The organism is Pantoea sp. JZ29 (assembly GCF_035190385.1).
GTDB lineage: Bacteria > Pseudomonadota > Gammaproteobacteria > Enterobacterales > Enterobacteriaceae > Pantoea > Pantoea stewartii.
Map to the genome: position 1 here is coordinate 2,505,878 of NZ_CP045241.1, position 21,844 is coordinate 2,527,721.

General features: G+C 53.8%; 20 protein-coding genes, 1 other RNA gene, 1 pseudogene and 1 other annotated feature. Of the genes and pseudogenes, 6 read left to right on the forward strand and 16 right to left on the reverse strand.

Annotated features, from left to right (window positions below; translation table 11 throughout):
- Positions 1–2 precede the first annotated feature (2 nt).
- Both ydiK and rprA read left to right on the forward strand, forming a co-directional pair.
- A complete protein-coding gene (gene ydiK, locus GC090_RS11645; RefSeq protein WP_006118968.1) occupies positions 3–1,097 on the forward strand; it encodes an AI-2E family transporter YdiK in 1,095 nt (364 codons plus the stop codon).
- Between the two features lie 259 nt (positions 1,098–1,356).
- An RNA gene (gene rprA / locus GC090_RS11650) (antisense sRNA RprA) lies at positions 1,357–1,466 on the forward strand.
- 204 nt (positions 1,467–1,670) lie between these two features.
- On the opposite strand, the pseudogene ppsA reads toward rprA, so the two are convergent.
- Positions 1,671–4,054 (reverse strand): annotated as a pseudogene (ppsA, locus tag GC090_RS11655) (phosphoenolpyruvate synthase).
- A gap of 439 nt (positions 4,055–4,493) precedes the next feature.
- Between ppsA and GC090_RS11660 the strand changes: the two are divergent.
- Both GC090_RS11660 and GC090_RS11665 read left to right on the forward strand, forming a co-directional pair.
- Entirely contained in the window at positions 4,494–5,321 is an 828-nt protein-coding gene (locus GC090_RS11660; RefSeq protein ID WP_006118966.1) for a posphoenolpyruvate synthetase regulatory kinase/phosphorylase PpsR, read from the forward strand.
- Positions 5,322–5,472: 151 nt separating this feature from the next.
- Positions 5,473–6,519 carry a 3-deoxy-7-phosphoheptulonate synthase gene (locus GC090_RS11665; protein ID WP_033741140.1) on the forward strand — a complete coding sequence of 349 codons (1,047 nt, stop codon included), beginning with the start codon at positions 5,473–5,475 and terminating at the stop codon, positions 6,517–6,519.
- 1 nt (position 6,520) lies between these two features.
- Here GC090_RS11665 and GC090_RS11670 read toward each other — a convergent pair whose 3' ends face one another.
- The 15 genes from GC090_RS11670 to GC090_RS11740 all read right to left on the reverse strand — a co-directional run bounded on the left by GC090_RS11670 (position 6,521) and on the right by GC090_RS11740 (position 20,214).
- Positions 6,521–7,957 (reverse strand): protein adenylyltransferase SelO, encoded by a 1,437-nt coding sequence (locus GC090_RS11670; RefSeq protein WP_324019839.1) that lies wholly within the window; start codon positions 7,955–7,957, stop codon positions 6,521–6,523.
- Between the two features lie 91 nt (positions 7,958–8,048).
- Positions 8,049–8,783 (reverse strand): EAL domain-containing protein, encoded by a 735-nt coding sequence (locus GC090_RS11675; RefSeq protein WP_006118964.1) that lies wholly within the window; start codon positions 8,781–8,783, stop codon positions 8,049–8,051.
- Between the two features lie 291 nt (positions 8,784–9,074).
- Positions 9,075–9,533 (reverse strand): NlpC/P60 family protein, encoded by a 459-nt coding sequence (locus GC090_RS11680; RefSeq protein ID WP_033741136.1) that lies wholly within the window; start codon positions 9,531–9,533, stop codon positions 9,075–9,077.
- A gap of 66 nt (positions 9,534–9,599) precedes the next feature.
- Positions 9,600–10,349 carry a vitamin B12 ABC transporter ATP-binding protein BtuD gene (gene btuD / locus GC090_RS11685; protein ID WP_058701725.1) on the reverse strand — a complete coding sequence of 250 codons (750 nt, stop codon included), beginning with the start codon at positions 10,347–10,349 and terminating at the stop codon, positions 9,600–9,602.
- A complete protein-coding gene (locus tag GC090_RS11690; protein WP_039340642.1) occupies positions 10,350–10,895 on the reverse strand; it encodes a glutathione peroxidase in 546 nt (181 codons plus the stop codon).
- A gap of 15 nt (positions 10,896–10,910) precedes the next feature.
- On the reverse strand, positions 10,911–11,918 hold the full coding sequence (gene btuC / locus GC090_RS11695) for a vitamin B12 ABC transporter permease BtuC (protein ID WP_039340645.1): 1,008 nt from the start codon (positions 11,916–11,918) through the stop codon (positions 10,911–10,913).
- Positions 11,919–12,016: 98 nt separating this feature from the next.
- On the reverse strand, positions 12,017–12,319 hold the full coding sequence (gene ihfA / locus GC090_RS11700) for an integration host factor subunit alpha (protein WP_006118960.1): 303 nt from the start codon (positions 12,317–12,319) through the stop codon (positions 12,017–12,019).
- Positions 12,320–12,323: 4 nt separating this feature from the next.
- Entirely contained in the window at positions 12,324–14,711 is a 2,388-nt protein-coding gene (gene pheT / locus GC090_RS11705) for a phenylalanine--tRNA ligase subunit beta (RefSeq protein WP_324019845.1), read from the reverse strand.
- A gap of 14 nt (positions 14,712–14,725) precedes the next feature.
- Positions 14,726–15,709 (reverse strand): phenylalanine--tRNA ligase subunit alpha, encoded by a 984-nt coding sequence (pheS, locus tag GC090_RS11710; RefSeq protein ID WP_033741123.1) that lies wholly within the window; start codon positions 15,707–15,709, stop codon positions 14,726–14,728.
- A 71-nt stretch (positions 15,710–15,780) separates the two neighbouring features.
- Positions 15,781–15,906: a sequence feature (Phe leader region), on the reverse strand.
- Positions 15,857–15,901, reverse strand: a complete 45-nt coding sequence (gene pheM / locus GC090_RS11715; RefSeq protein ID WP_106120997.1) for a pheST operon leader peptide PheM — start codon at positions 15,899–15,901, stop codon at positions 15,857–15,859. (Overlaps the previous feature by 45 nt.)
- A gap of 116 nt (positions 15,907–16,022) precedes the next feature.
- Positions 16,023–16,379: a 50S ribosomal protein L20 gene (gene rplT / locus GC090_RS11720; protein WP_006118956.1), complete on the reverse strand. Its 357-nt coding sequence runs from the start codon at positions 16,377–16,379 to the stop codon at positions 16,023–16,025.
- A 44-nt stretch (positions 16,380–16,423) separates the two neighbouring features.
- Complete coding sequence (rpmI, locus tag GC090_RS11725; protein WP_006118955.1) at positions 16,424–16,621, reverse strand: 50S ribosomal protein L35; 198 nt, start codon at positions 16,619–16,621, stop codon at positions 16,424–16,426.
- Between the two features lie 100 nt (positions 16,622–16,721).
- Positions 16,722–17,273 (reverse strand): translation initiation factor IF-3, encoded by a 552-nt coding sequence (infC, locus tag GC090_RS11730; RefSeq protein WP_006118954.1) that lies wholly within the window; start codon positions 17,271–17,273, stop codon positions 16,722–16,724.
- A 3-nt stretch (positions 17,274–17,276) separates the two neighbouring features.
- Positions 17,277–19,205 (reverse strand): threonine--tRNA ligase, encoded by a 1,929-nt coding sequence (gene thrS, locus GC090_RS11735; protein WP_006118953.1) that lies wholly within the window; start codon positions 19,203–19,205, stop codon positions 17,277–17,279.
- Positions 19,206–19,452: 247 nt separating this feature from the next.
- On the reverse strand, positions 19,453–20,214 hold the full coding sequence (locus GC090_RS11740; RefSeq protein ID WP_006118952.1) for a DUF481 domain-containing protein: 762 nt from the start codon (positions 20,212–20,214) through the stop codon (positions 19,453–19,455).
- 351 nt (positions 20,215–20,565) lie between these two features.
- Between GC090_RS11740 and ghoS the strand changes: the two genes are divergently transcribed.
- Both ghoS and GC090_RS11750 read left to right on the forward strand, forming a co-directional pair.
- The gene (gene ghoS, locus GC090_RS11745) at positions 20,566–20,868 is read left to right on the forward strand and encodes a type V toxin-antitoxin system endoribonuclease antitoxin GhoS (protein ID WP_006118951.1); all 303 of its coding nucleotides are present in this window, start codon (positions 20,566–20,568) and stop codon (positions 20,866–20,868) included.
- Between the two features lie 79 nt (positions 20,869–20,947).
- Positions 20,948–21,841 carry a fructosamine kinase family protein gene (locus GC090_RS11750; protein ID WP_324019852.1) on the forward strand — a complete coding sequence of 298 codons (894 nt, stop codon included), beginning with the start codon at positions 20,948–20,950 and terminating at the stop codon, positions 21,839–21,841.
- Positions 21,842–21,844: the final 3 nt, after the last annotated feature.

A 21,844-nucleotide genomic window follows, 5' to 3' on the forward strand; every position in this document is an offset into this window, starting at 1 on the left:
AGATGAAAAGCCTGGAACGGCAGATAGACCTTCCCCAAATGTTGTTCACTCTGATATTCATTTTGCTGTTGATTGCCGCCTGCTTATGGGTGGTGCAACCTTTTATCCTCGGCTTCGCCTGGGCCAGCATGGTAGTGATTGCGACCTGGCCGTTGATGCTGAGAATTCAGCGACTGCTCTGGGGCCGGCGTTCTCTGGCCGTCATTGTGATGACCATTCTGCTTCTGCTGCTGTTTATTATTCCGGTTGCCCTGCTGGTGAACAGCCTGATTGATAACAGTGCTCCGGTAATTGCCTGGGCGACGCAGGGCCATATGCTGCCGACGCTGAGCTGGCTGAATGACATTCCTGTGGTCGGGGAAAAACTGTATGCCAGCTACCAGAAACTGGTGGCCGGCGGCGGTGCGGCCATCATGGCCAAGCTTCAGCCTTACGTCGGTCGTACAACAGGCTTCTTTGTTGCGCAGGCCGGACACTTTGGCCGGTTTATGATTCATCTGGCCGTGATGCTGCTGTTTAGCGTGCTGCTCTACTGGCGCGGTGAACAGGCGGCGCTGGGAATTCGCCATTTCGCTGTGCGCATGGCGGGCCGTCGCGGTGATGCCGCCGTTTTGCTGGCCGGGCAAGCCGTACGTGCGGTGGCGCTGGGCGTGGTGGTGACTGCGTTGGTACAGGGCGTGCTGGGCGGTATCGGGCTGGCCATCTCCGGCATTCCTTATGCGACCTTGCTGACCGTCCTGATGATCCTCTGCTGTCTGGTCCAGATTGGTCCCCTGCTGGTGCTGGTGCCCGCCATCGTTTATCTCTACTGGAGCGGCGATACGACCTGGGGCACGGTGCTGCTGGTGTGGAGCTGCGTCGTCGGAACACTGGACAATATTTTGCGTCCCGTGTTGATTCGTATGGGTGCCGACCTGCCGCTGATTCTTATTTTATCCGGTGTCATTGGCGGACTCATCGCGTTTGGCATGATCGGACTGTTTATCGGCCCCGTCGTGCTGGCTGTCTCCTATCGCCTGGTGTCCGTCTGGATGAATGAAGTGCCCAGACCACCGGTCGATCCGCTCAAAGCCCTGGACGAAAAGACGGATCAATAGGCCCTGTTCTGCATTTCATATGATTAGTAGTGGTTAAGTAGGCTGGCTGATTAAGATATCACCAGCCTTTTTTTCATTAGTAGTTTTTAAGATAAAACGCATATTTAGCGCTTTAATCCCATTTTTCGGCCTGAAATGATTATTTTTCATACACAATAACTCTCCTGAACGCTCTTAATGATGGTCAAAATATTATTTCCTTTAAACTAATAAGAGGATTCTTAAAGACGCCAGCAAGCGGTATGAATAACATATTTAACAAGTTTGAAATCAACTCACTGATTTCTAAAGACCCTTATTTCCCCTGAGTAGCGTAAAGAATTGCTGTGTGTAGTCTTTGCCCATCCCCTGTGATGGGCTTTTTTTTTGCCTGTCGAAAAGGGGTTGCGCCCTCTTTTTACCGGTCAGGTTGTATGAACAGGCCGAAGAGCAACCTCGTCCCTTATACGCTTTCCGCGCAAGTGATATCTCGACAACCGGAGCGGGTCAGCACTGATCAACCCCGTCTGTTTTTCCGCCGGGAATAAAAAAGCCAGCTTGCGCTGGCCTTAAAGTAACAGTGTAAACGTCGCGTCAGACAGACTTATTCAGGGCCGCCAGGCTCAGCCACGTTTCCACGACGGTATCCGGGTTAAGTGACAAACTGTCGATGCCCTGCTCCATCAACCAGGCCGCAAAATCCTGATGATCCGAAGGCCCTTGTCCACAGATACCGACGTATTTACCCTGTTTTTTCGCCGCCTTGATCGCCATGGACAGTAAGGCTTTCACCGCCTCATTGCGTTCATCAAACAGGGCAGACACGACGCCGGAATCACGATCGAGCCCCAGCGCCAGCTGCGTCATGTCGTTCGAGCCAATGGAGAAGCCGTCAAAGTGCTGTAAAAACTGCTCCGCCAGCAGAGCATTTGACGGGATTTCACACATCATAATGACCTTCAGTCCGTTCTCACCCCGCTTCAGGCCCTGGCGACCTAACTCTTCGACCACCGCCTGCGCCTGGTCCACCGTACGTACAAACGGCACCATGATCTCGACATTGGTCAGTCCCATGTCATTTCGCACCCGCTTCACCGCTTCACACTCAAGCGCAAAACAGTCGCGGAAGCTTTCTGACACGTAACGGCCAGCGCCGCGGAAGCCCAGCATGGGGTTCTCTTCTTCCGGTTCGTACCGTTCCCCGCCGACCAGATTGGCGTATTCATTGGTTTTGAAGTCGGACAATCGCACAATCACCCGTTTGGGTGCGAATGCCGCGCCCAGGGTCGCGATACCTTCAGTCAGGCGCGCAATATAGAACTCGACGGGATCGTCAAAGCCTTTCATCAGCTTACGGATGTGTTGCTGCAACGCCGGCGGTTGTTGGTCAAACTCAAGCAGCGCTTTAGGATGCACACCGATCATGCGGTTGATGATGAACTCCAGGCGCGCCAGCCCAACCCCTTCATTGGGTAAGCAGGCAAAATCAAAGGCGCGATCCGGGTTACCCACGTTCATCATCACCTTCAGCGGCAGGTCCGGCATGGTATCGACCTGCGAACTGGTCACGTCAAAATCGAGCAGTTCGTCGTAAACATAGCCGGTATCGCCTTCCGCACAGGACACGGTCACGGTATGACCTTCTTTCAGGCGCTCGGTGGCATCGCCGCACCCGACCACCGCCGGAATCCCCAATTCACGCGCTATAATCGCGGCATGACAGGTACGCCCCCGCGATTGGTGACAATAGCGGAGGCCTTTTTCATGATCGGTTCCCAGTCAGGATCGGTCATATCGGTCACCAGCACGTCACCTTTTTCGATACGGTTCATTTCGCTGATGTCATGAATCACCTTAACCGGCCCGGCACCAATGCGATGGCCAATCGCACGGCCTTCAATGACCACATTTCCCTGGCCTTGCAGGGTGTAACGCTCCATCACCTGACCATTTGAGCGCACGGTTTCCGGTCGCGCCTGCACGATGAACAGCTTGCCGGTATGCCCGTCTTTTGCCCATTCAATATCCATCGGGCGCTTATAGTGCTGCTCGATCAGTACCGCCTGCTGTGCCAGCGCCTGAACTTCGCTGTCGTTCAGGCAGAAGCGGTCGCGTTCCGTTTCCGGCACATCCTCGATTCGCACCTGCTCGCCGTGCTCACGTGAATCGGCATACACCATCCGCACTTTTTTCGAGCCCATGTTGCGGCGCACGATTGCCGGACGCTTCGCGGCCAGTGTGGGTTTATGCACGTAAAACTCATCCGGGTTGACAGCGCCCTGCACCACCATTTCGCCCAGACCCAGCGCCGCCGTGATAAACACCACCTGATCGAAGCCAGATTCCGTATCAATGGTAAACATCACGCCTGATGCGGCCAGATCGGAACGGACCATACGCTGTATGCCTGCCGACAGGGCAACACCCCGGTGATCGTAGCCCTGATGAACACGGTAAGAGATGGCACGATCGTTAAACAGGGATGCGTAAACATGTTTCACCGCTACCATCACAGCTTCGATGCCCTGCACGTTCAGAAAGGTTTCCTGTTGTCCGGCAAAGGAAGCATCGGGCATATCTTCTGCGGTGGCCGAGGAGCGTACGGCAAAAGAGGCCTCGGCATCGTCTGCTGAGAGCTGTTCGTAGGCCGACAAAATGGCGGCTTCAAGTTCAGGCTGGAAGGGCGTTTCGACGACCCACTGACGAATCTGCTTACCTGCTTTCGCCAGTTGATCAACATCATCAATATTGGTGTCATCCAGCAATGCATAAATACGCTGGTTCAGACCGCTCTGCTCAAGAAACTGATTAAAGGCCCAGGAGGTGGTCGCGAAACCATTGGGTACCGAAACCCCCAGAGAGGACAAATTGGTAATCATCTCACCCAGAGACGCATTTTTGCCTCCTACCCGATCAACATCATGCATGCCAAGCTGGTTGTACCAGAGTACTAACGGCTGTTCGCCTTTATTGGACATTGAACTGATCCTTTATTAATGAATGGGCACATGGAAAATCCTGCTATTAACACAATCAGCCTGGCATAAGGTTTTGGCAAACACGATCTGTTGAATCGTTAAAGCAGATTCTGCGCGGCAGTTTCAGACTATAACCCGCTTTTTTAAGACGTTGCGCAAAGGATTGTTTTTATCACAACCCACTCATTTAAAAGTGTTTTTCATTTCAGTGCCGCCTGAAGCGTCGTTTTTGTTGCGCAACAAGGCGGGTGGAAAAGGCAGCTTCAGGCGCGCTTTTCATGGCAAATCTGTGGCGGAGAAAAAGAATATTTTCTGTCGGTTATGCTAAAACTGTACGACAAATGGTTAAGCCAGACTTCACATGCCCCCGCTGGGATTCGCGCGCCTGAACTTAACCCTGCTCCGTCTTTTCACGACTTCCTTGCACGAGGCAAGCCCCATGACCACCGACAGAAGCGTTTTTTATATCTCCGACGGCACTGCGATTACCGCCGAAGTGTTAGGCCACGCTGTGCTATCGCAGTTTCCCGTTAACACCAACAGTGTCACCCTGCCGTTTGTTGAGAATGTTCAGCGCGCGCAGGCGGTTAAAGCGCAGATCAATGCCCTTTTTCAGCAAAGCGGCGTGCGTCCACTGGTCTTTTTTTCTATCGTCACGCCGGAAGTGCGCGACATCATTCTGCAAAGTGACGGGTTTTGTCAGGACATTGTTCAGGCGCTGGTCGCTCCGCTTCAGCAGGAGCTTGGTCTCGCACCGGCACCGGTCGCACACCGAACGCACGGACTGGATGCCAGCAATCTGGGCAAATACGATGCGCGTATTGCGGCGATTGATTACACCCTGGCACATGATGACGGCATTTCACTGCGCGGCCTGGAAGACGCGCAGGTCATTCTGTTAGGCGTTTCCCGTTGTGGTAAAACCCCCACCAGCCTCTATCTGGCGATGCAGTTTGGTATTCGTGCCGCGAACTATCCGTTTATTGCCGATGATATGGATAACCTGAAACTGCCGCCCGCTCTGCGCCAGCATCAGCATAAACTGTTTGGCCTGACAATTGACCCGGAACGCCTGGCGGCCATACGTCAGGAACGCGCGGAAAATACCCGCTATGCTTCCCTGCGTCAGTGTCGGCTGGAGGTGGGCGAAGTGGAAGCGCTGTTCCGTACCCACCAGATTCGCTATCTCAACAGTACCAACTATTCCGTGGAAGAGATCGCCACCAAGATCCTCGATATTATGGGCCTGACGCGCCGCATGTACTGATTCGCCGCCGGCAGCGCCCTGTAACGTGGCGCTGCCGTAATTTTGCCTGCCATTGTCACGTTGATGCTTGAATTCACAAGCTAATGGTTTATTGTGACCCTCATCACTTCCCGGTATTCCACCGCTGCGAAGAACACATTTAGAGAACACCATGAATAAAACTGACGAACTGCGCACGGCGCGCATTGGCAGCCTGATCTCTCCTGCCAGTCTGGCAGCTGAATATCCGCTTTCCTCCGCCATGGCCGATAATATCACCGCAGCACGCAAGCGCATTGCGCGCATCCTCACGGGCGACGATCCCCGTCTGCTGGTCGTGATTGGTCCCTGCTCCCTGCATGACCCGGTGGCGGCTTTAGACTATGCCCGGCGTTTAAATGCGCTGCGCGAGCAGTATCAGGACCGGCTGGAAATCGTGATGCGGGCCTATTTTGAAAAGCCACGTACGGTGGTCGGCTGGAAAGGCCTGATCTCCGATCCGGATCTGGACGGTAGCTTTGATGTGAACCGCGGCATCGGCATTGCCCGTAAACTACTGATTGATATCAACGCACTCGGCTTACCCACAGCAACGGAATTTCTGGATATGGTGATCGGGCAGTTTATTGCCGATCTGATCAGCTGGGGGGCCATTGGAGCCCGCACCACTGAAAGCCAGATCCATCGTGAAATGGCCTCTGCGCTCTCCTGTCCTGTCGGCTTCAAAAACGGCACCGATGGCAATGTGCGTATTGCTGTGGATGCCATTCGCGCTGCCCGAACCAGTCATATGTTCCTGTCGCCGGATAAACAGGGGCAGATGACCATTTACCAGACCAGCGGCAACCCGCACGGCCATGTGATTTTACGTGGCGGTAAACAGCCCAATTATCATGCCACCGATGTCGCCGAGGCGACTGCCTGCCTGAATGAATTCGGCTTAGCGCCACAGCTGGTGATTGATTTCAGCCACGGCAACTGCCTGAAACAGCATCGTCGTCAGCGCGACGTTGCTGCTGATGTGGCTGAACAGATCAAAGGAGGTTCACGCGCGGTAGCGGGCGTGATGATCGAAAGTTTTATCGAAGAAGGCAATCAGAAAGTGGTGAGCGGTGAGCCCCTGACGTACGGTCAGTCCATCACCGATCCCTGCCTCAACTGGCAAGACAGCGAAGCTGTACTGGCCCTGTTAGCTGAGGCAGTTTCTCACCGTTTATAACTTAGCTGGAACAACTGACTTCCAGTGATTTGCCCCAGTCCGGCGGCCGTTGACGATACTCAGCGGCCGTCGCGTCACTGAAGGGCTGCTGAAGCGCCTGATGTAAACGGGCCAGCGCCCCGCTCTCACCCTGCTCCGCCGCCTCGATCGCCTGCTGTGCCAGATAATTTCGCAAGACCAGCGCCGGATTGGCCGCTTTCATCACCTGTTGGCGCGTCGCATCGCTGACCTGCTCCTGCAACAAACGGGTGCGGTAATCCTGATACCAGCGATCAAAGGCAGCGCGATCGATAAATTCATCCCGTAACGGCGATCGCTGTTCTGACTGCTGCGTTTCACTGAGCAGGCGGAACGTCAGCGTATAATCGCGCCGTTCCTGACTCATTAAGCTGAGCAGACCGGTCAGAATCGCGTTATCCCCTGCCTCTTCGGTCAGAAAGCCCAGTTTCGCCCGCATCCGCTGGCCCCAGACGCGCATCAGTTCGTTTTCATAACCGCTCAGCGCCTGCTTTAGCTGCTCTGCACTGAGTAATCCTGAGAGGGCATGCGCCAGGCGATTAAGATTCCACAGACCGATCATCGGCTGATTCTCGAAGCTGTAGCGCCCCTGGTAATCACTGTGATTACAGATAAAGTCCGGCTGGTAGTCATCCAGAAAACCGTAAGGGCCGTAATCCATCGTCAGGCCAAGGATCGACATGTTGTCGGTATTCATCACACCATGCGCAAAGCCCACGCTCTGCCACTGCGCAATCAGGCGTGCTGTGCGCAGGACGATATCGGCGAACCACAGATAATAACGGTCGGCGTCCTCCGTCAGATGCGGCCAGTGATGACGAATGGCATACTCCGCCAGCTGTTTGACCTTGTCAGGCTGCTGGCTGTAAAAGAAGTGTTCGAAATGGCCAAAGCGCAGATGACTCGGCGCGATCCGCATCAGCATTGCACCGCGCTCAGCGGTTTCACGGTAAACCGGCTCATCGCTGATGGCTATCGTTAACGCGCGCGTGGTCGGGATCCCCAGATGGTGCAGCGCCTCCGAGGCCAGAAACTCACGCACCGTCGAGCGCACCACAGCACGACCATCGCCCATGCGCGAATACGGCGTCAGCCCTGCTCCTTTTAAATGCCAGTCGAGACGGCTGCCGTCTTGCTGGCGCTGCTCACCCAGCAGAATGCCGCGCCCGTCACCCAGCTGACCTGCCCAGACGCCGAACTGATGGCCACTGTATACCTGCGCCAGCGGTTGCATACCCGGCAACAGTGACGCACCGTACCAGACACCGTGCCCCTGCCCGGTAAACAGATCGCTCTCCAGCGCCATTTCGTGCGCCAGCGGACCGTTGTGATATAACAGTCTGCCACCGGCAAGCGGGGTGGGATGTAAGGCGGTATAAGTACCCGAAAGCTCTCGAAACCAGCTGTTGTCAAAGACCATGTCTACTCCCAAACGACACCGGGTATCGTATGATAAAACCCACAGTGTAGCGTTGATAGCCGGGATTAAACAGGCGACAGTCGTGCAAATATCAGGGAGAGTGCAGGAATTGCTCGGAGTAGATCAAGGACTCAAACGCATCAGATTTCACCACCGGGAACAAGGCCCCCTGCAGATGCACATTACTTAGATGGCTAACTTTATCCAGTAAAATTTCGTCATCTACGCCACAAATAATCATCCGATCGCAATGGCTACGGAAATTATCAATGATGCTTTGCATAAATGGTAAAAAAGAAGCACGTTTAGCAAGCGACTGAATAAAGTGTTTATCCAGCCTGATACAGCTAAACAGATTATCGTAAACGGCAGTCGTCGACGATTTCCCCGCGCCAAAATGCGACAGAGACAATTTAAACTCACCATATAACGCCGCGAGAAGCGGATTATTTTTTCCCAAATGGAGCGAGAGAAACGTTTCGCTGATATCCAACCTTAAAAAGGGCAGTTGTTTTATTTTACGCGTCAGAAACTCACTTTCGAGCAGGGTGCTTGCCATGCCCTCGTCTGTGGGCATAAAGGCCAGCAGATTGTGCGTTTCGAAAAAGGTCTGATGCTTTTCCAGTAACGAAACCTGCCGCTGCAGCAGGCGCAGGCGCTGTGTCTCATCAAGCTGCGGCAACAGAACATCCTGCGGCAACGTGATAGGCGCACTTTCGTGGACGAACTGGGTAGCCAGCTCAATAGCGGTTAAGTGCCCTTCCTGAGAACAGGCGGCATAAAACCAAATTTCCGACTCATAGTCGGCCGACAGATGAATTTTCATTTTACAGCCAGTATATGTGGCGATAGTGCATCGTATATGATTAAAAACTTACTGGCAATAGTAGCAAAGGACTGATGAGATAGATATTTTTAGGCCATTACTGGCTTTAGTTTTAAGAAAATAAACTTTAAGCCAAATAATTTTTGGGACAATTCTGTAAAGTATGAAAAAGATTCCCGCTCCCAATGTTATAAATAAAATGAGTTGGTTAAAGCCAAATTAGGAATATTTTTTAGATCCGGTCATTTTCTGAATTAATCCGCACTAACCGGGCGGGCTTAGGTTGACAAATTATATGCGTCGCGCCTGCCAAAACACTTTCCGCCAGTAGACATTATCCAGCGAGGACCGAATGACGCCCTGACTGGTTGAAGCATGGATGAAGGCGTTATCCGTGTCGTAAATGCCCACATGTAAGCCATTTTCGCCACTGCCGGTCCTGAAGAACACCAGGTCGCCGGGCAGAAGGTCCTCTTTGCTGATACGCGTGCCGATATCACTCTGGGCGGCGGTACTGCGTGGGAGCTGCAAATCAAACTTATCCCGAAATGTCAGATAGACAAAACCCGAGCAGTCAACGCCCTTGCGGCTCATGCCACCATAGCGATACGGTGTTCCCCGCCAGCTCCCCAGTTGATCGTTGAGCTGCGCGATAACGGTAATGGAGTCAGAGAGGCGACCATTGACGGGCGGTGCACGATGGCTACAGCCCACCAACAGTAACACCACGAACAGCAACCCCATGCGCATCACAGCTCATCCTTAATCAGTTATAACGGGGTAAATGTAGCGGCAAAGCCCGCTACGTGGCAAGTCTCAGGGTAAAACCGTTAGCAGCGGACGGCCTTCCAGGGTGAGTTGTCGGAAAGGGATACCGTAGAGTGGCGTGAGCTGTTCCGGGCGCAGGATTTCACAGGGTTTGCCCTGTGCCACAACCGCGCCCTGATGCAACAGCCAGACCCGATCGGCATGCCACAGGCTGTGGTTAAGGTCATGGCTGCTGGCAATCACACAAACCCCTGCACGACAGAGTTCCTGAATCAGATTATCGACAGCGTGTTGCTGCGCCACATCCAGCGCCGTCATGGGTTCGTCAAGAATCAGCAGTTTACCGTCCGCATTAATCTGCGGATCGATTTGTGCCATGACCGCACAGAGTCGGACGCGCTGCCATTCGCCCCCGGAAAGCTGATTCAGCGGTCGGGAGAGTTTTTCTGTCAACTGCAGCCGGGCGAGTAAGCTCATTAACCGCGCATCATTGTGTGGCCCTGAAGACGCCAGATGCAGACGAAGATAGTGATAAACCGGCATCATGCCGGGTGGCAGCTGCTGTTGAGGCAACCAGCCGCGCACCCGGGCCAGCGCCGGTCCGGGCCAGTCAGCCAGCGCTTTATCCTGTAAAGTCATCTGACCGGTTATCGGCTCCAGACCGGCCAGCGCGGACAACAAGGTGCTTTTGCCCGCGCCATTCGGCCCCACCAGATGGATCAGATGCCCGGCATGAAGCGCACCGCTCACCGGTTGCAGCCGTCCGGCAACGGCGACCGCTTGCAGGCTGAGTAACACCTATTTCGCCAGCGCGACCTTAATCGTTTCCAGAATAATCGGGTCTTCTGGCGACATATCGGGCGAGAAACGCTGGATCACGCTGCCGTCACGTCCAATCAGGAATTTTTCAAAATTCCACAAAATATCCCCTGGCGCTTTTGGTGCCCGGCCTTTACTGACCATACGCTCATAAAAGCCACTTTCTTCCGGCCGAACGGCATCCGGTTTTGCGGCCACCAGCTGCGCATAAAGCGGATGACGATGTTCACCATTCACCTCACATTTTTCGAACAGAGGGAAGGTCACACCGTAGGTGGTGCTGCAAAACGTCTTGATTTCTTCGCTGGTGCCGGGTTCCTGCTCCAGGAACTGATTGCACGGGAAACCCAGTACACTGAAGCCCTGGTCATGCCAGGCTTCATGGATATTTTCCAGTGCTTCGTATTGCGGCGTTAAACCACATTTCGAGGCCACGTTCACCACCAGCAGGACGTTGCCCTGCCAGGCAGACAGCGTGGTTTTCTCACCATCCAGCGTAACCAGTTCAGTTTGATAAATGCTCATACGGGGTTCCTGTGGTTAAGACTTGTTTGTCAGCGCAGGCTGACGTGTCGATTTGACTAACAGAACGATAAACAATGGCGCACCCAGCGTGGCCGTGACCACGCCAACAGGCAACTCAGCCGAGGCCAGTGCCAGACGGGCAATAATATCTGCCCCCAGCAGTACGCTGGCCCCTGCCAGCGCGGAGGCCGGCAGCAACGCACGATGATCGTGCAATCCCACCAGGCGTAACAGATGAGGAATGACCAGCCCGACAAATCCTATCGCCCCGGCCAGCGCAACGCTTACCCCGACCAGCCAGCCCATGGCCAGCACCAGCAGATTACGCCAGCAGACCAGAGACAGTCCCAACTGGCGCGCGGAGGTCTCACCGAGGGCCAACAGATTGAGCGCGCGGGCCGCCGTCATGCTGGCCAGAATCACCGGCAATAACGCCAGCATCATCCAGCCATAACGCCAGTCGATGCCGCTGAATCCGCCCATCATCCAGTACATCAGTTGGCGCAAATCGAGACTGCTGCTGAAATACACCGCCCAGGTCATCATCGCGCTGCAAATCATGCCCAGCGCTACGCCGGTGAGCAACAAACGGCTGACGGATAAATGGCGGTGGGCAAAGTGCAGCAGAATCAGCGTAATCACCAACGCGCCCGCTATCGCCGAAAGCGAGAGGCTCCATAATGCGCCGCCGCTGAACAGCACGCCCGCCACCAGGCCAATGCCTGCCCCGCTGGACACCCCCAGCAGGCCGGGCTCGGCCAGCGGATTGGTAAACAGCGCCTGCATCATCACCCCGCTCAACGCCAGCGCCGCCCCCACCAGCATCACCGCGACGGTACGGGGTAAACGTAACTGGCCGACAAACAGCCTGCCGCTCTCACTCCACCAGGCGGCAGGCCCTATCCAGCGCTCGCCTGCACACAGGCTGACCGTAAAAAGCGCCAGCAGCAGCAGACTCAGGCCCATCAGCCATTTTTGATTTTGCCGTGTGCTGTGCCGTGCAAGTTGTTCAAGCTGGGACATAAGCGGAATTGATCTGGGTAACAGGGAATTGATTGTAAAAGGATTGCGAAAAAAGAAATGAAAAAGGCCGCTTGCGCGGCCTTTTTAAAACACTGGGATCAGTCACTGTCTTTGGGTGTGGCGTTCTCAACGCGACTTTTAAGCTTCTGCCCTGGACGGAAGGTGACTACGCGACGTGCAGTAATAGGAATATCCTCTCCCGTTTTTGGGTTTCTGCCCGGACGTTGGTTTTTGTCACGCAGATCAAAATTACCAAACCCCGACAGTTTAACCTGTTCTCCATTTTCCAAAGCGCGGCGAACCTCTTCGAAAAACAGCTCCACTAACTCTTTTGCATCACGTTTGCTCAGCCCGAGTTTCTCAAACAGGTATTCTGACATCTCAGCTTTTGTAAGCGCCATAGGTTCAATCCCTCAAGGTTGCCTGGAATCGCTCTTTTAATGCCGCAACGCATTTGGCAACCGTCGCGGCAATCTCCTCTTCTTCGAGTGTCCGGCTGGTATCCTGCAAAATCAGGCTGATTGCGAGGCTCTTATAGCCCTCGGAAACACCCTTACCTCGGTACACGTCAAACAAGTTTACGCCAACTACCTGATTTACGCCAACTTTCTTACACTCTGCGATGATATCTGCTGCGGGCACGTTTTCCGCCACAACAACGGCGATATCTCGGCGGTTTGCCGGGAAGCGCGAAATCTCTTGCGCATCAGGCAGGACGCGGTCTGCGACCTTATTCCAAAGCAGTTCAAAGACTAAGGTGCGACCGTTGAGATCCAGCTTACGTTCAAGTTCGGGATGAACCACTCCGATAAATCCGATTCGTTCATCATGCAAATAAATTGCCGCACTTTGTCCCGGATGTAACGCCGGATTCGCTTCTGCACGGAAAGTGATGGCGTCGAGCTTACCGGTTAAATCCAGTAATGACTCTAAATCGCCTTTCAAATCATAGAAGTCAACCGCCTGGCGCGCCAGATCCCAGTGCTCTTCGAAGCGATTGCCACTCAGTACGCCGGCCAGCATCAAATCCTGACGGATACCTAAATCTGCCTGTGTATCAGGCACAAAACGCAGGCCGCTCTCAAACAGGCGCACGCGGCTCTGCTGACGATTCTGGTTATAGACCACGGCGCTCAGCAAACCGGTCCACAGCGACAGACGCATGGTGGACATATCGCTGGAAATCGGGCTTGGCAGCAGCAATGCCTCTTCGCCGGGATGCAGCAACTGCTGGACTTTTGGATCCACGAAGCTGTAGGTAATGGCCTCCTGATAGCCTTTATCCACCAGCAGCATCTTCGCGCGTTTCAGCGACAGGTTGGCTTCACGGTGCTTCGTCATTACCAGCCCGGCCTGCACCGGCACGTTCGGGATATTGTTATAACCGTAGATGCGCGCAATCTCTTCCACCAGGTCTTCTTCGATAGCCATATCGAAGCGCCAGGTCGGTGCGACCGCCTGCCATTCCTGATTGCCTACGTTCACCTGACAACCGAGGCGGGTCAGAATGTCGTTCACCTGGGCATCGCTGACCACATGACCGATTAAGCGATCCAGCTTCTCACGACGTAAGGTGATAGTGGCAGGCACCGGCAACGCGGCCTCTACCGTCTGATCGATAACCGGACCGGCTTCGCCGCCACAGATGCTCAGCAGCAGCTGCGTCGCCCGCGCCATCGCCTTGTGCTGCAGCGCCGAATCCACACCACGCTCGTAACGATGTGAAGCATCCGTATGCAAACCATGACGACGCGCCCGGCCGGTAATCGCCAGCGGCTCAAACCAGGCGCATTCCAGTAAAATATTTTGCGTTTCGGTGTTTACGCCGGAATGCTCACCGCCAAAAATGCCGCCCATCGCCAGCGCTTTCTGGTGGTCAGCAATGACCAGCGTATCGCTGCTGAGTCTGGCTTCTGTACCGTCCAGCAGCGTGAGTGCTTCGCCCTCTTCTGCCATGCGCACCACGATCCCGCCGTCAAGACGATCCAGATCGAAGGCGTGCATCGGCTGACCCAGCTCCAGCAGCACGTAGTTGGTGATATCCACGACCGGATCGATAGAGCGAATACCGCAGCGGCGCAGTTTCTCTCTCATCCACAGCGGCGTTGCTGCGGCAACGTTCACGCCTTTGACCACCCGGCCTAAATAGCGAGGACAGGCATCGGTCGCGTCAACGCGAATCGGGAAGGTATCGGGAATCGTGGCAGTGACCGGCTCGATGGCGGGCGCATTCAGCGGCAGGCCGTTCAGGACGGCAACATCCCGAGCGATGCCCATGATGCCCAGACAGTCAGCGCGGTTAGGCGTCACGCTGATTTCGATGGTGTTGTCATCTAACTGCAGATAGTCACGGATATCGGTGCCCACAGGCGCATCGGCAGGCAGTTCAATAATGCCATTGTGATCATCGGAAATACCCAGCTCCGAGAACGAGCACAGCATGCCTTCCGAGGGTTCACCGCGCAGCTTTGCGGCTTTGATTTTGAAATCGCCCGGCAGAACGGCACCCACGGTGGCGACGGCTACTTTCAGGCCCTGACGACAGTTCGGCGCACCGCACACGATGTCCAGCAGACGATCGCCCCCGGTGTTGATTTTGGTCACACGCAGCTTGTCGGCATTCGGGTGCTGACCGCACTCTACGACCTCACCGACCACCACGCCATGAAACGCGCCAGCCACTGGCTCAACGCCATCCACTTCCAGACCCGCCATGGTGATTTGTTCTGACAGCGCTGCGCTGTCAAGGGCTGGATTTACCCATTCGCGTAACCAGAGTTCACTGAATTTCATTGGATAACCTGCCCTTACTTAAATTGTTTGAGGAAACGTAAATCATTTTCGAAGAATGCGCGTAAATCGGTCACGCCGTAACGCAGCATGGTCAGACGCTCCATGCCCATACCAAAGGCGAAGCCCGAGTAGACTTCCGGATCGATACCGACGTTGCGCAGCACGTTAGGATGCACCATGCCGCAGCCCAGCACTTCCAGCCACTTGCCGTTTTTCCCCATCACATCCACTTCCGCAGACGGTTCGGTGAACGGGAAGTAAGACGGACGGAAACGGATCTGCAAATCTTCCTCAAAGAAGTTGTTCAGGAAATCGTGCAGCGTGCCTTTCAGGTTGGTGAAGTTGATGTTCTTATCGACGATCAGGCCTTCCATCTGGTGGAACATCGGCGTGTGCGTCTGATCGTAGTCGTTACGGTACACGCGGCCCGGGGCGATAATGCGCAGCGGCGGCTGCTGGTTTTTCATCGTGCGGATCTGTACTCCGGATGTTTGCGTACGCAGCAGGCGAGTGGCATCGAACCAGAAGGTGTCATGATCGGCACGTGCCGGGTGATGGCCGGGGATATTCAGCGCGTCAAAGTTATGGTAATCGTCTTCAATTTCCGGGCCGGTCACCACCGCAAAGCCCAGTTCACCAAAGAAGGTTTCGATGCGATCGATAGTACGGGTAACCGGATGCAGCCCACCGTTTTCGATACGGCGTCCCGGCAGCGAGACATCGATGGTTTCCGCCGCCAGACGGGCGTTGAGCGCCGCCGACTCCATCGCTTCTTTGCGGGCATTCAGACGATCTGTCACCTGCTGTTTGGCTTCGTTAATCACGGCACCGGCTGCTGGACGCTCTTCTGCTGGCAGCTCACGCAACGTGGTCATCTGCAAAGTCAGATGCCCTTTTTTCCCCAGATATTCGACGCGCACCGCGTCAAGGGCGGCGATATCGGTCGCCCCGTCGATGGCCGCCGTGGCGTTCGCCACCAGTTCTGCTAGTTGGGACATGTTTTCCTCTTTTTCCAGTCAGGCTGGTTAGTACTTGTTGGGACCTGCCGGTCCAATATGCCAGCGCCAAAAATAAAAAAGCCTCCACGTGGGAGGCTTTCAGCGCGATTTTTCGTTTCTTTTCTTATGCGCAAAAGCCCCTGATTGTCAGGCGCTAAAGTAAAAAAAGAAACGGAAAATAGCAGCATTCATGCTTGCGTTACCTTGTCGTGATACTCAACGGCACTATTGAAAAGCGCAGAGGCGAAAAAGTCAATCTTTTGCTCAGGTTACAGGTAATAAAAAAGGGAGCAAGCTCCCTTTTTCAACTGACTTACGCCAGAGCTGATTTCGCTTTTTCTACCAGTGCAGTGAATGCCACTTTGTCGAATACAGCGATGTCGGCCAGGATTTTACGGTCAATTTCAATGGCTGCTTTTTTCAGACCATTGATGAAACGGCTGTAAGACATACCGTTCTGACGCGCCGCTGCGTTGATACGCGCGATCCACAGCTGACGGAACTGACGCTTACGTTGACGACGGTCGCGGTAAGCATACTGACCAGCTTTGATAACAGCCTGGAATGCAACGCGGTAAACACGTGAACGTGCACCGTAGTAACCTTTAGCTTGTTTTAAGATTTTTTTGTGACGTGCGCGAGCAACTACACCACGTTTTACACGAGCCATTTAGCTCTCCTGTTTAATATTCTGAATTAATTAAAAAAATTTACTTATGCGTACGGCAGGCAGGCAACAACCAGACCCAGATCGCCTTTAGACACCATGCCTTTCGGACGCAGGTGACGTTTACGCTTGGTAGATTTCTTAGTCAGAATATGACGCAGGTTCGCGTGTTTACGCTTGAAGCCGCCAGAAGCGGTCTTCTTGAAGCGCTTAGCCGCGCCACGTACAGTTTTAATCTTTGGCATTTTAAAAAATATCCACTTCGCATTGTTGATAACATGACCCAGACAGGCGAACAACAAACCGCACAACGCGAGCGCTGCGCGGTCATTGCTACTTGAATGCCTACTGTTTCTTCTTAGGTGCGAGCACCATGATCATCTGGCGGCCTTCGATCTTCGAAGGGAAGGATTCGACAATAGCCAAATCCAGATCATCACACAGGTCTTTACGGACGCGGTTAAGCACTTCCATACCGATCTGCTGGTGCGCCATCTCACGACCGCGGAAACGCAGCGTGATTTTGGCTTTATCGCCTTCTTCCAGAAAGCGAATCAGGTTGCGTAGTTTGACCTGATAGTCGCCATCATCGGTTCCAGGACGGAATTTAATTTCCTTAACCTGAATAACTTTTTGCTTCTTCTTCTGTTCCTTAGAAGATTTGCTTTTTTCATAGAGGAACTTGCCGTAATCCATAATGCGGCAAACCGGCGGTTCGGCGTTCGGGCTGATTTCAACTAAATCTACACCCGCTTCCTCAGCTTTTTCCAAAGCTTCGCGTAGACTGACAATACCAAGTTGCTCGCCTTCAACGCCTGTTAAGCGCACTTCTGTTGCGCGAATTTCACTGTTGATGCGATTCGGACGCGTAGGTTGTACTCGTTTTCCGCCTTTAATACCTTATTCCTCCAATTGGTGAAGATTGCGGCTGCGAATCTCTTGCTGCAGCTTCTCAACAAACACATCGACATCCATCGACCCAAGGTCTTTACCACGGCGGGTGCGAACGGCCACTTTGCCAGCTTCCACCTCTTTATCACCACAGACCAACATATAAGGGACGCGACGTAATGTGTGCTCGCGGATTTTAAAGCCTATCTTCTCGTTTCTCAAGTCCGCTTTCACACGAATGCCAGCATTCTGCAATTTACGTGTCAAAGTCTCAACATATTCTGCCTGACCGTCGGTAATATTCATGACGACAGCCTGCACTGGTGCCAGCCAGCTAGGGAAGAAACCGGCAAACTCTTCGGTCAAAATACCGATAAAGCGTTCCATCGACCCCAGAATCGCACGGTGAATCATCACGGGCGTCTGACGATCGTTGTTTTCACCCACGTAAGTGGCATCCAGACGTTTAGGCAGGGAAAAGTCTAGCTGAACTGTTCCGCACTGCCAGGCACGGTCAAGGCAATCGTATAGAGTAAATTCAATTTTCGGGCCGTAGAAGGCGCCCTCACCCGGCTGGTATTCAAACGCAATGTTGTTTTCATTGAGCGCCGCAGCCAGATCCTCTTCTGCACGATCCCAGGTTTCATCAGAACCGATGCGTTTTTCAGGACGGGTAGACAGTTTCACCACGATCTTTTCAAAGCCAAAGGTGCTGTACATGTCGTAAACCATGCGGATACAGCTGTTCACTTCGGCGCGCAGTTGATCTTCCGTACAGAAAATATGGGCATCATCCTGAGTAAAGCCACGAACGCGCATCAGACCATGTAACGCACCTGAGGGTTCATTACGGTGGCAGCTCCCGAATTCGGCCATACGCAGTGGCAAATCGCGATAGGATTTCAGCCCCTGATTAAAGATTTGCACATGACCCGGGCAGTTCATTGGCTTGATGCAGTACTCACGGTTCTCCGAAGAGGTCGTAAACATCGCATCTTTGTAGTTTTCCCAGTGACCGGTTTTTTCCCACAGCACGCGGTCCATCATGAACGGACCTTTTACTTCCTGGTACTGGTACTCTTTCAGCTTACTGCGGACGAACACTTCCAGTTCACGGAAAATTGTCCAGCCGTCATTATGCCAGAAAACCATACCCGGCGCTTCTTCCTGCATATGGTAGAGGTCGAGCTGTTTACCGATCTTACGGTGGTCGCGCTTCGCCGCTTCTTCCAGACGCTGCAGATAGGCAGACAGCTGCTTTTTATCGGCCCAGGCGGTGCCGTAGATGCGCTGCAACATTTTGTTGTCGCTGTCGCCACGCCAGTAGGCGCCTGAAATTTTCTGCAGTTTGAAATGGTGACAAAAACGCATATTCGGTACGTGCGGACCGCGGCACATATCGACGTATTCTTCATGATGATACAGCCCAGGGCGATCATCATGGCTGATATTCTCGTCCAGGATGGTGGTCTTATAGACTTCACCCCGCGCCGCGAAGACATCGCGCGCTTCCTGCCAGCTGACCTTCTTCTTCACGACATCGTAGTTGGTCTCAGCCAACTGATGCATGCGTTTTTCCAGCAGCTCAATATCTTCCTGGGTCAGCGTGCGATCGATGTCGACATCATAGTAGAAACCGTTGTCGATAACCGGACCAATAGCCATTTTCGTGTCGGGCCACAGCTGCTTAATGGCATGGCCTAACAGGTGCGCGCAAGAGTGACGGATGATTTCAAGACCCGCTTCGTCTTTTGCAGTAATAATGGCGACAGACGCGTCGTCGGTGATGGGATCAACCGCATCGACCAGTTCACCGTTCACTCGTCCGGCGATACAGGCTTTGGCCAGACCGGGGCCGATATCAAGCGCGATGTCCATCACGCTGACAGGGCGATCATAAGTGCGCTGGCTGCCATCAGGAAGCGTAATTACAGGCATAGAATGTCCTTAGTTGCAGTGGTAAGCCACACGAAAGCCTACATACAAAATTGAGTAGTTTGATTCACCTGGCGTGAAATCAGACCCACATTGTCGGAATGTCGCCAGGAAGTTGATGCGGCACGAATAATAGCAGTTTTCAGACGTGAGCAAAACCCATGCCTTTCCGCTAACTCTCAGACAGATCAAAAAAAAGCGGCCAGGCCCCAGGCCAGACCGCTTCTCCGTCAGACAGAGTTAACGCGGATTACATCGCGTACGTCAGCATGACCGTGGTTTTGGTATCCGTATGGTCGGGCGCAGACTCAGGTGGATTGTTGTTCCAGGTGACGTTATACGCCAGTTTCAGGGCGAAATGGTCGTTAATCGCTACCTGTAAGCCCGTTTCAGAGTTCACTGTCGTATCGTCACCCAGTGAGCTCAGCACGGAAACACCCTGAATGAATTTGGTGGTATCTGTCAGCTGCCACTGGTAGCTCACCGCACCGTAAGCCAGCGCCTGCGTTTTATGGCCACCTTCGCGGTAATCGTCGTAACGGACACCAGGACCGAATTCCGCACGCAGTGAATGCACCGGGCCATTCAGGATCTGACGACCATAACCGGCGGTCAGGACATCGCGTCCGTCATAACCATTGTAACGGTCACTTAACCAGCTTGCCTGACCAAACAGGTAGTCATAGGCGCTCATGTTGTAACGCGAACGCGCACCTACGTTATAGGTTTCGGACGAGCGCTCATCGTTTGCAGAGGTATTCGCGGCATTGCCCCACAAGCTGTAGGCCATTGATTCTGTATACCAGGTCATGTTGGTCTGTGCGGTCAACGATGAGCTGGTGGTGTTACCGGTTTGCGCCAGGTAACCTGCAGAGGCCGATCCTTCAAAAGGCTTTTTCGCCGTTGAAGGGTCATCCATCGCGGTGAAGACCGCGTTATCGGCCAGCGCCTGGTGACAAAACGCTCCGGCAGAGAGCAATAGAACAGCAGACAGCTTGTTAAAGGCGTTCATTAAGTGTGATCCGTGCAACAGTTTTGAAAACGAAGATTCTGAAGGGTTTCCCGGTGCGATCAATCCCCTTTACCGTAACTTTTGTAAAGAGATATGAATTCGCTCAGAACATCATGCATTAGCGTAACGTCCCGTATTTGCTGGACGTTAACCTGAGTTCGGCGCGCATTATAGAGTTGTTTTTGCCAAATAACATCTGTTCGTTTACAAGATTTACATACGTTCGGGTCGCCAGCATCCGCACAAACGGTAAACAGTTTAGTCCGAATTGTTGGCTCATCCCCTTCATTATTCGCCTGTTTTTTCACCCTGTACTACGCTGTGTGATATTTAACCCTTTCGAGGTGCAAAATGAGCAGTGGAGATCTACATCGCTATGTCGTGACCTTTCATTATCAGGAAGCCGGACTCAGTGACGTTCTGAACCTGACCGGTGCTCTGACATCAGGGGGCTTCTCTACCACGTTAATGGATGACAGTGGCACCGCCCATGAGCTTGGCACCAACAGTTTTGGCATTGTCACCACACTGGATGAGGCCGCGCTAAAACAGCAGGCTCTTGCCGCGGGCGAAAGCGCGCTGGGCCAGAAACCCGACGTGACGTTGACCACGCTTGACGACTTTCTGCGCCAAGCAACAGGTGCCGCAGACTAGTCTGTGCACACGCGCAGGTTTTTATCGCGTGCGTCCGCGTTACAATTGAACTCAGGCAGCGAATAAAGAGGATAACCCGATGTGGTCAGCCATTAGTCGTCTGTTAAACGAGCAATTTGGCAACGCCGAAATTACCCAACGTCACGAACTCCCCGGGGGTGATGTGCATCCCGCCTGGCTCATCCGCTATGGTGAGCAGGATGTGTTTGTGAAGTGCAACAGCCGCGATAAAGTGTCCCTGTTTAGCTGGGAAGCCGATCAACTCGCCCTGCTGCGCCGTACCCAGACGGTCCGCGTTCCGGACGTTTATGGCGTTGGCAGCGATCGTGACTACAGTTTCCTGCTGCTGGAATATATCAAACCTCAGCCCCTGGATCCGCAGAGCGCCTACCAGTTAGGCGAGCAGTTGGCGCGTCTGCATCAGTGGAGCGAGCAACCTCAGTTCGGGCTTGATTTCGATAATAATCTGACCTCTACACCACAGCCCAACAGCTGGTTGCGGCGCTGGTCAGTTTTCTTTGCGGAGCAACGAATCGGCTGGCAACTGCAGATTGCCGCTGAGAAAGGCATTCTGTACGGCGATGCCGAACGGATTATTGATTGTGTGCAACGGACCCTGGCGTCCCATCACCCTCAACCTTCCCTGCTCCACGGCGATCTGTGGCCAGCTAACTGTGCGGGCAGCGAGACTGGCCCCTGGATTTTCGATCCTGCCTGTTACTGGGGCGACCGGGAATGCGACCTGGCGATGCTGAGCTGGTTTACCGATCTGCCGAAGGCGATCTTTGACGGTTATCACCAGAGCTGGCCATTACCCGATGGCTTTTCGCAGCGTCAGCCGGTTTATCAGCTTTACTATCTCCTGAACCGGGCCAACGTGTTTGGCGGCAACTGGCTGGGCGCGGCGCAGTTTGCCGTGGGCCAGTTGCTGGATGACGATGCACGGGCAGCCGGTCAGGTGAAACCGGCCTGATCG

Bases quoted from the DNA above. Each gene is read 5' to 3' on its own strand.
- ydiK (WP_006118968.1), top strand. From the start codon at position 3: ATGAAAAGCCTGGAACGGCAGATAGACCTTCCCCAAATGTTGTTCACT.
- GC090_RS11660 (WP_006118966.1), top strand. From the start codon at position 4,494: ATGACCACCGACAGAAGCGTTTTTTATATCTCCGACGGCACTGCGATT.
- GC090_RS11665 (WP_033741140.1), top strand. From the start codon at position 5,473: ATGAATAAAACTGACGAACTGCGCACGGCGCGCATTGGCAGCCTGATC.
- GC090_RS11670 (WP_324019839.1), bottom strand. From the start codon at position 7,957: ATGGTCTTTGACAACAGCTGGTTTCGAGAGCTTTCGGGTACTTATACC.
- GC090_RS11675 (WP_006118964.1), bottom strand. From the start codon at position 8,783: ATGAAAATTCATCTGTCGGCCGACTATGAGTCGGAAATTTGGTTTTAT.
- GC090_RS11680 (WP_033741136.1), bottom strand. From the start codon at position 9,533: ATGCGCATGGGGTTGCTGTTCGTGGTGTTACTGTTGGTGGGCTGTAGC.
- GC090_RS11690 (WP_039340642.1), bottom strand. From the start codon at position 10,895: ATGAGCATTTATCAAACTGAACTGGTTACGCTGGATGGTGAGAAAACC.
- btuC (WP_039340645.1), bottom strand. From the start codon at position 11,918: ATGTCCCAGCTTGAACAACTTGCACGGCACAGCACACGGCAAAATCAA.
- ihfA (WP_006118960.1), bottom strand. From the start codon at position 12,319: ATGGCGCTTACAAAAGCTGAGATGTCAGAATACCTGTTTGAGAAACTC.
- pheT (WP_324019845.1), bottom strand. From the start codon at position 14,711: ATGAAATTCAGTGAACTCTGGTTACGCGAATGGGTAAATCCAGCCCTT.
- pheS (WP_033741123.1), bottom strand. From the start codon at position 15,709: ATGTCCCAACTAGCAGAACTGGTGGCGAACGCCACGGCGGCCATCGAC.
- rplT (WP_006118956.1), bottom strand. From the start codon at position 16,379: ATGGCTCGTGTAAAACGTGGTGTAGTTGCTCGCGCACGTCACAAAAAA.
- rpmI (WP_006118955.1), bottom strand. From the start codon at position 16,621: ATGCCAAAGATTAAAACTGTACGTGGCGCGGCTAAGCGCTTCAAGAAG.
- thrS (WP_006118953.1), bottom strand. From the start codon at position 19,205: ATGCCTGTAATTACGCTTCCTGATGGCAGCCAGCGCACTTATGATCGC.
- GC090_RS11740 (WP_006118952.1), bottom strand. From the start codon at position 20,214: ATGAACGCCTTTAACAAGCTGTCTGCTGTTCTATTGCTCTCTGCCGGA.
- ghoS (WP_006118951.1), top strand. From the start codon at position 20,566: ATGAGCAGTGGAGATCTACATCGCTATGTCGTGACCTTTCATTATCAG.
- GC090_RS11750 (WP_324019852.1), top strand. From the start codon at position 20,948: ATGTGGTCAGCCATTAGTCGTCTGTTAAACGAGCAATTTGGCAACGCC.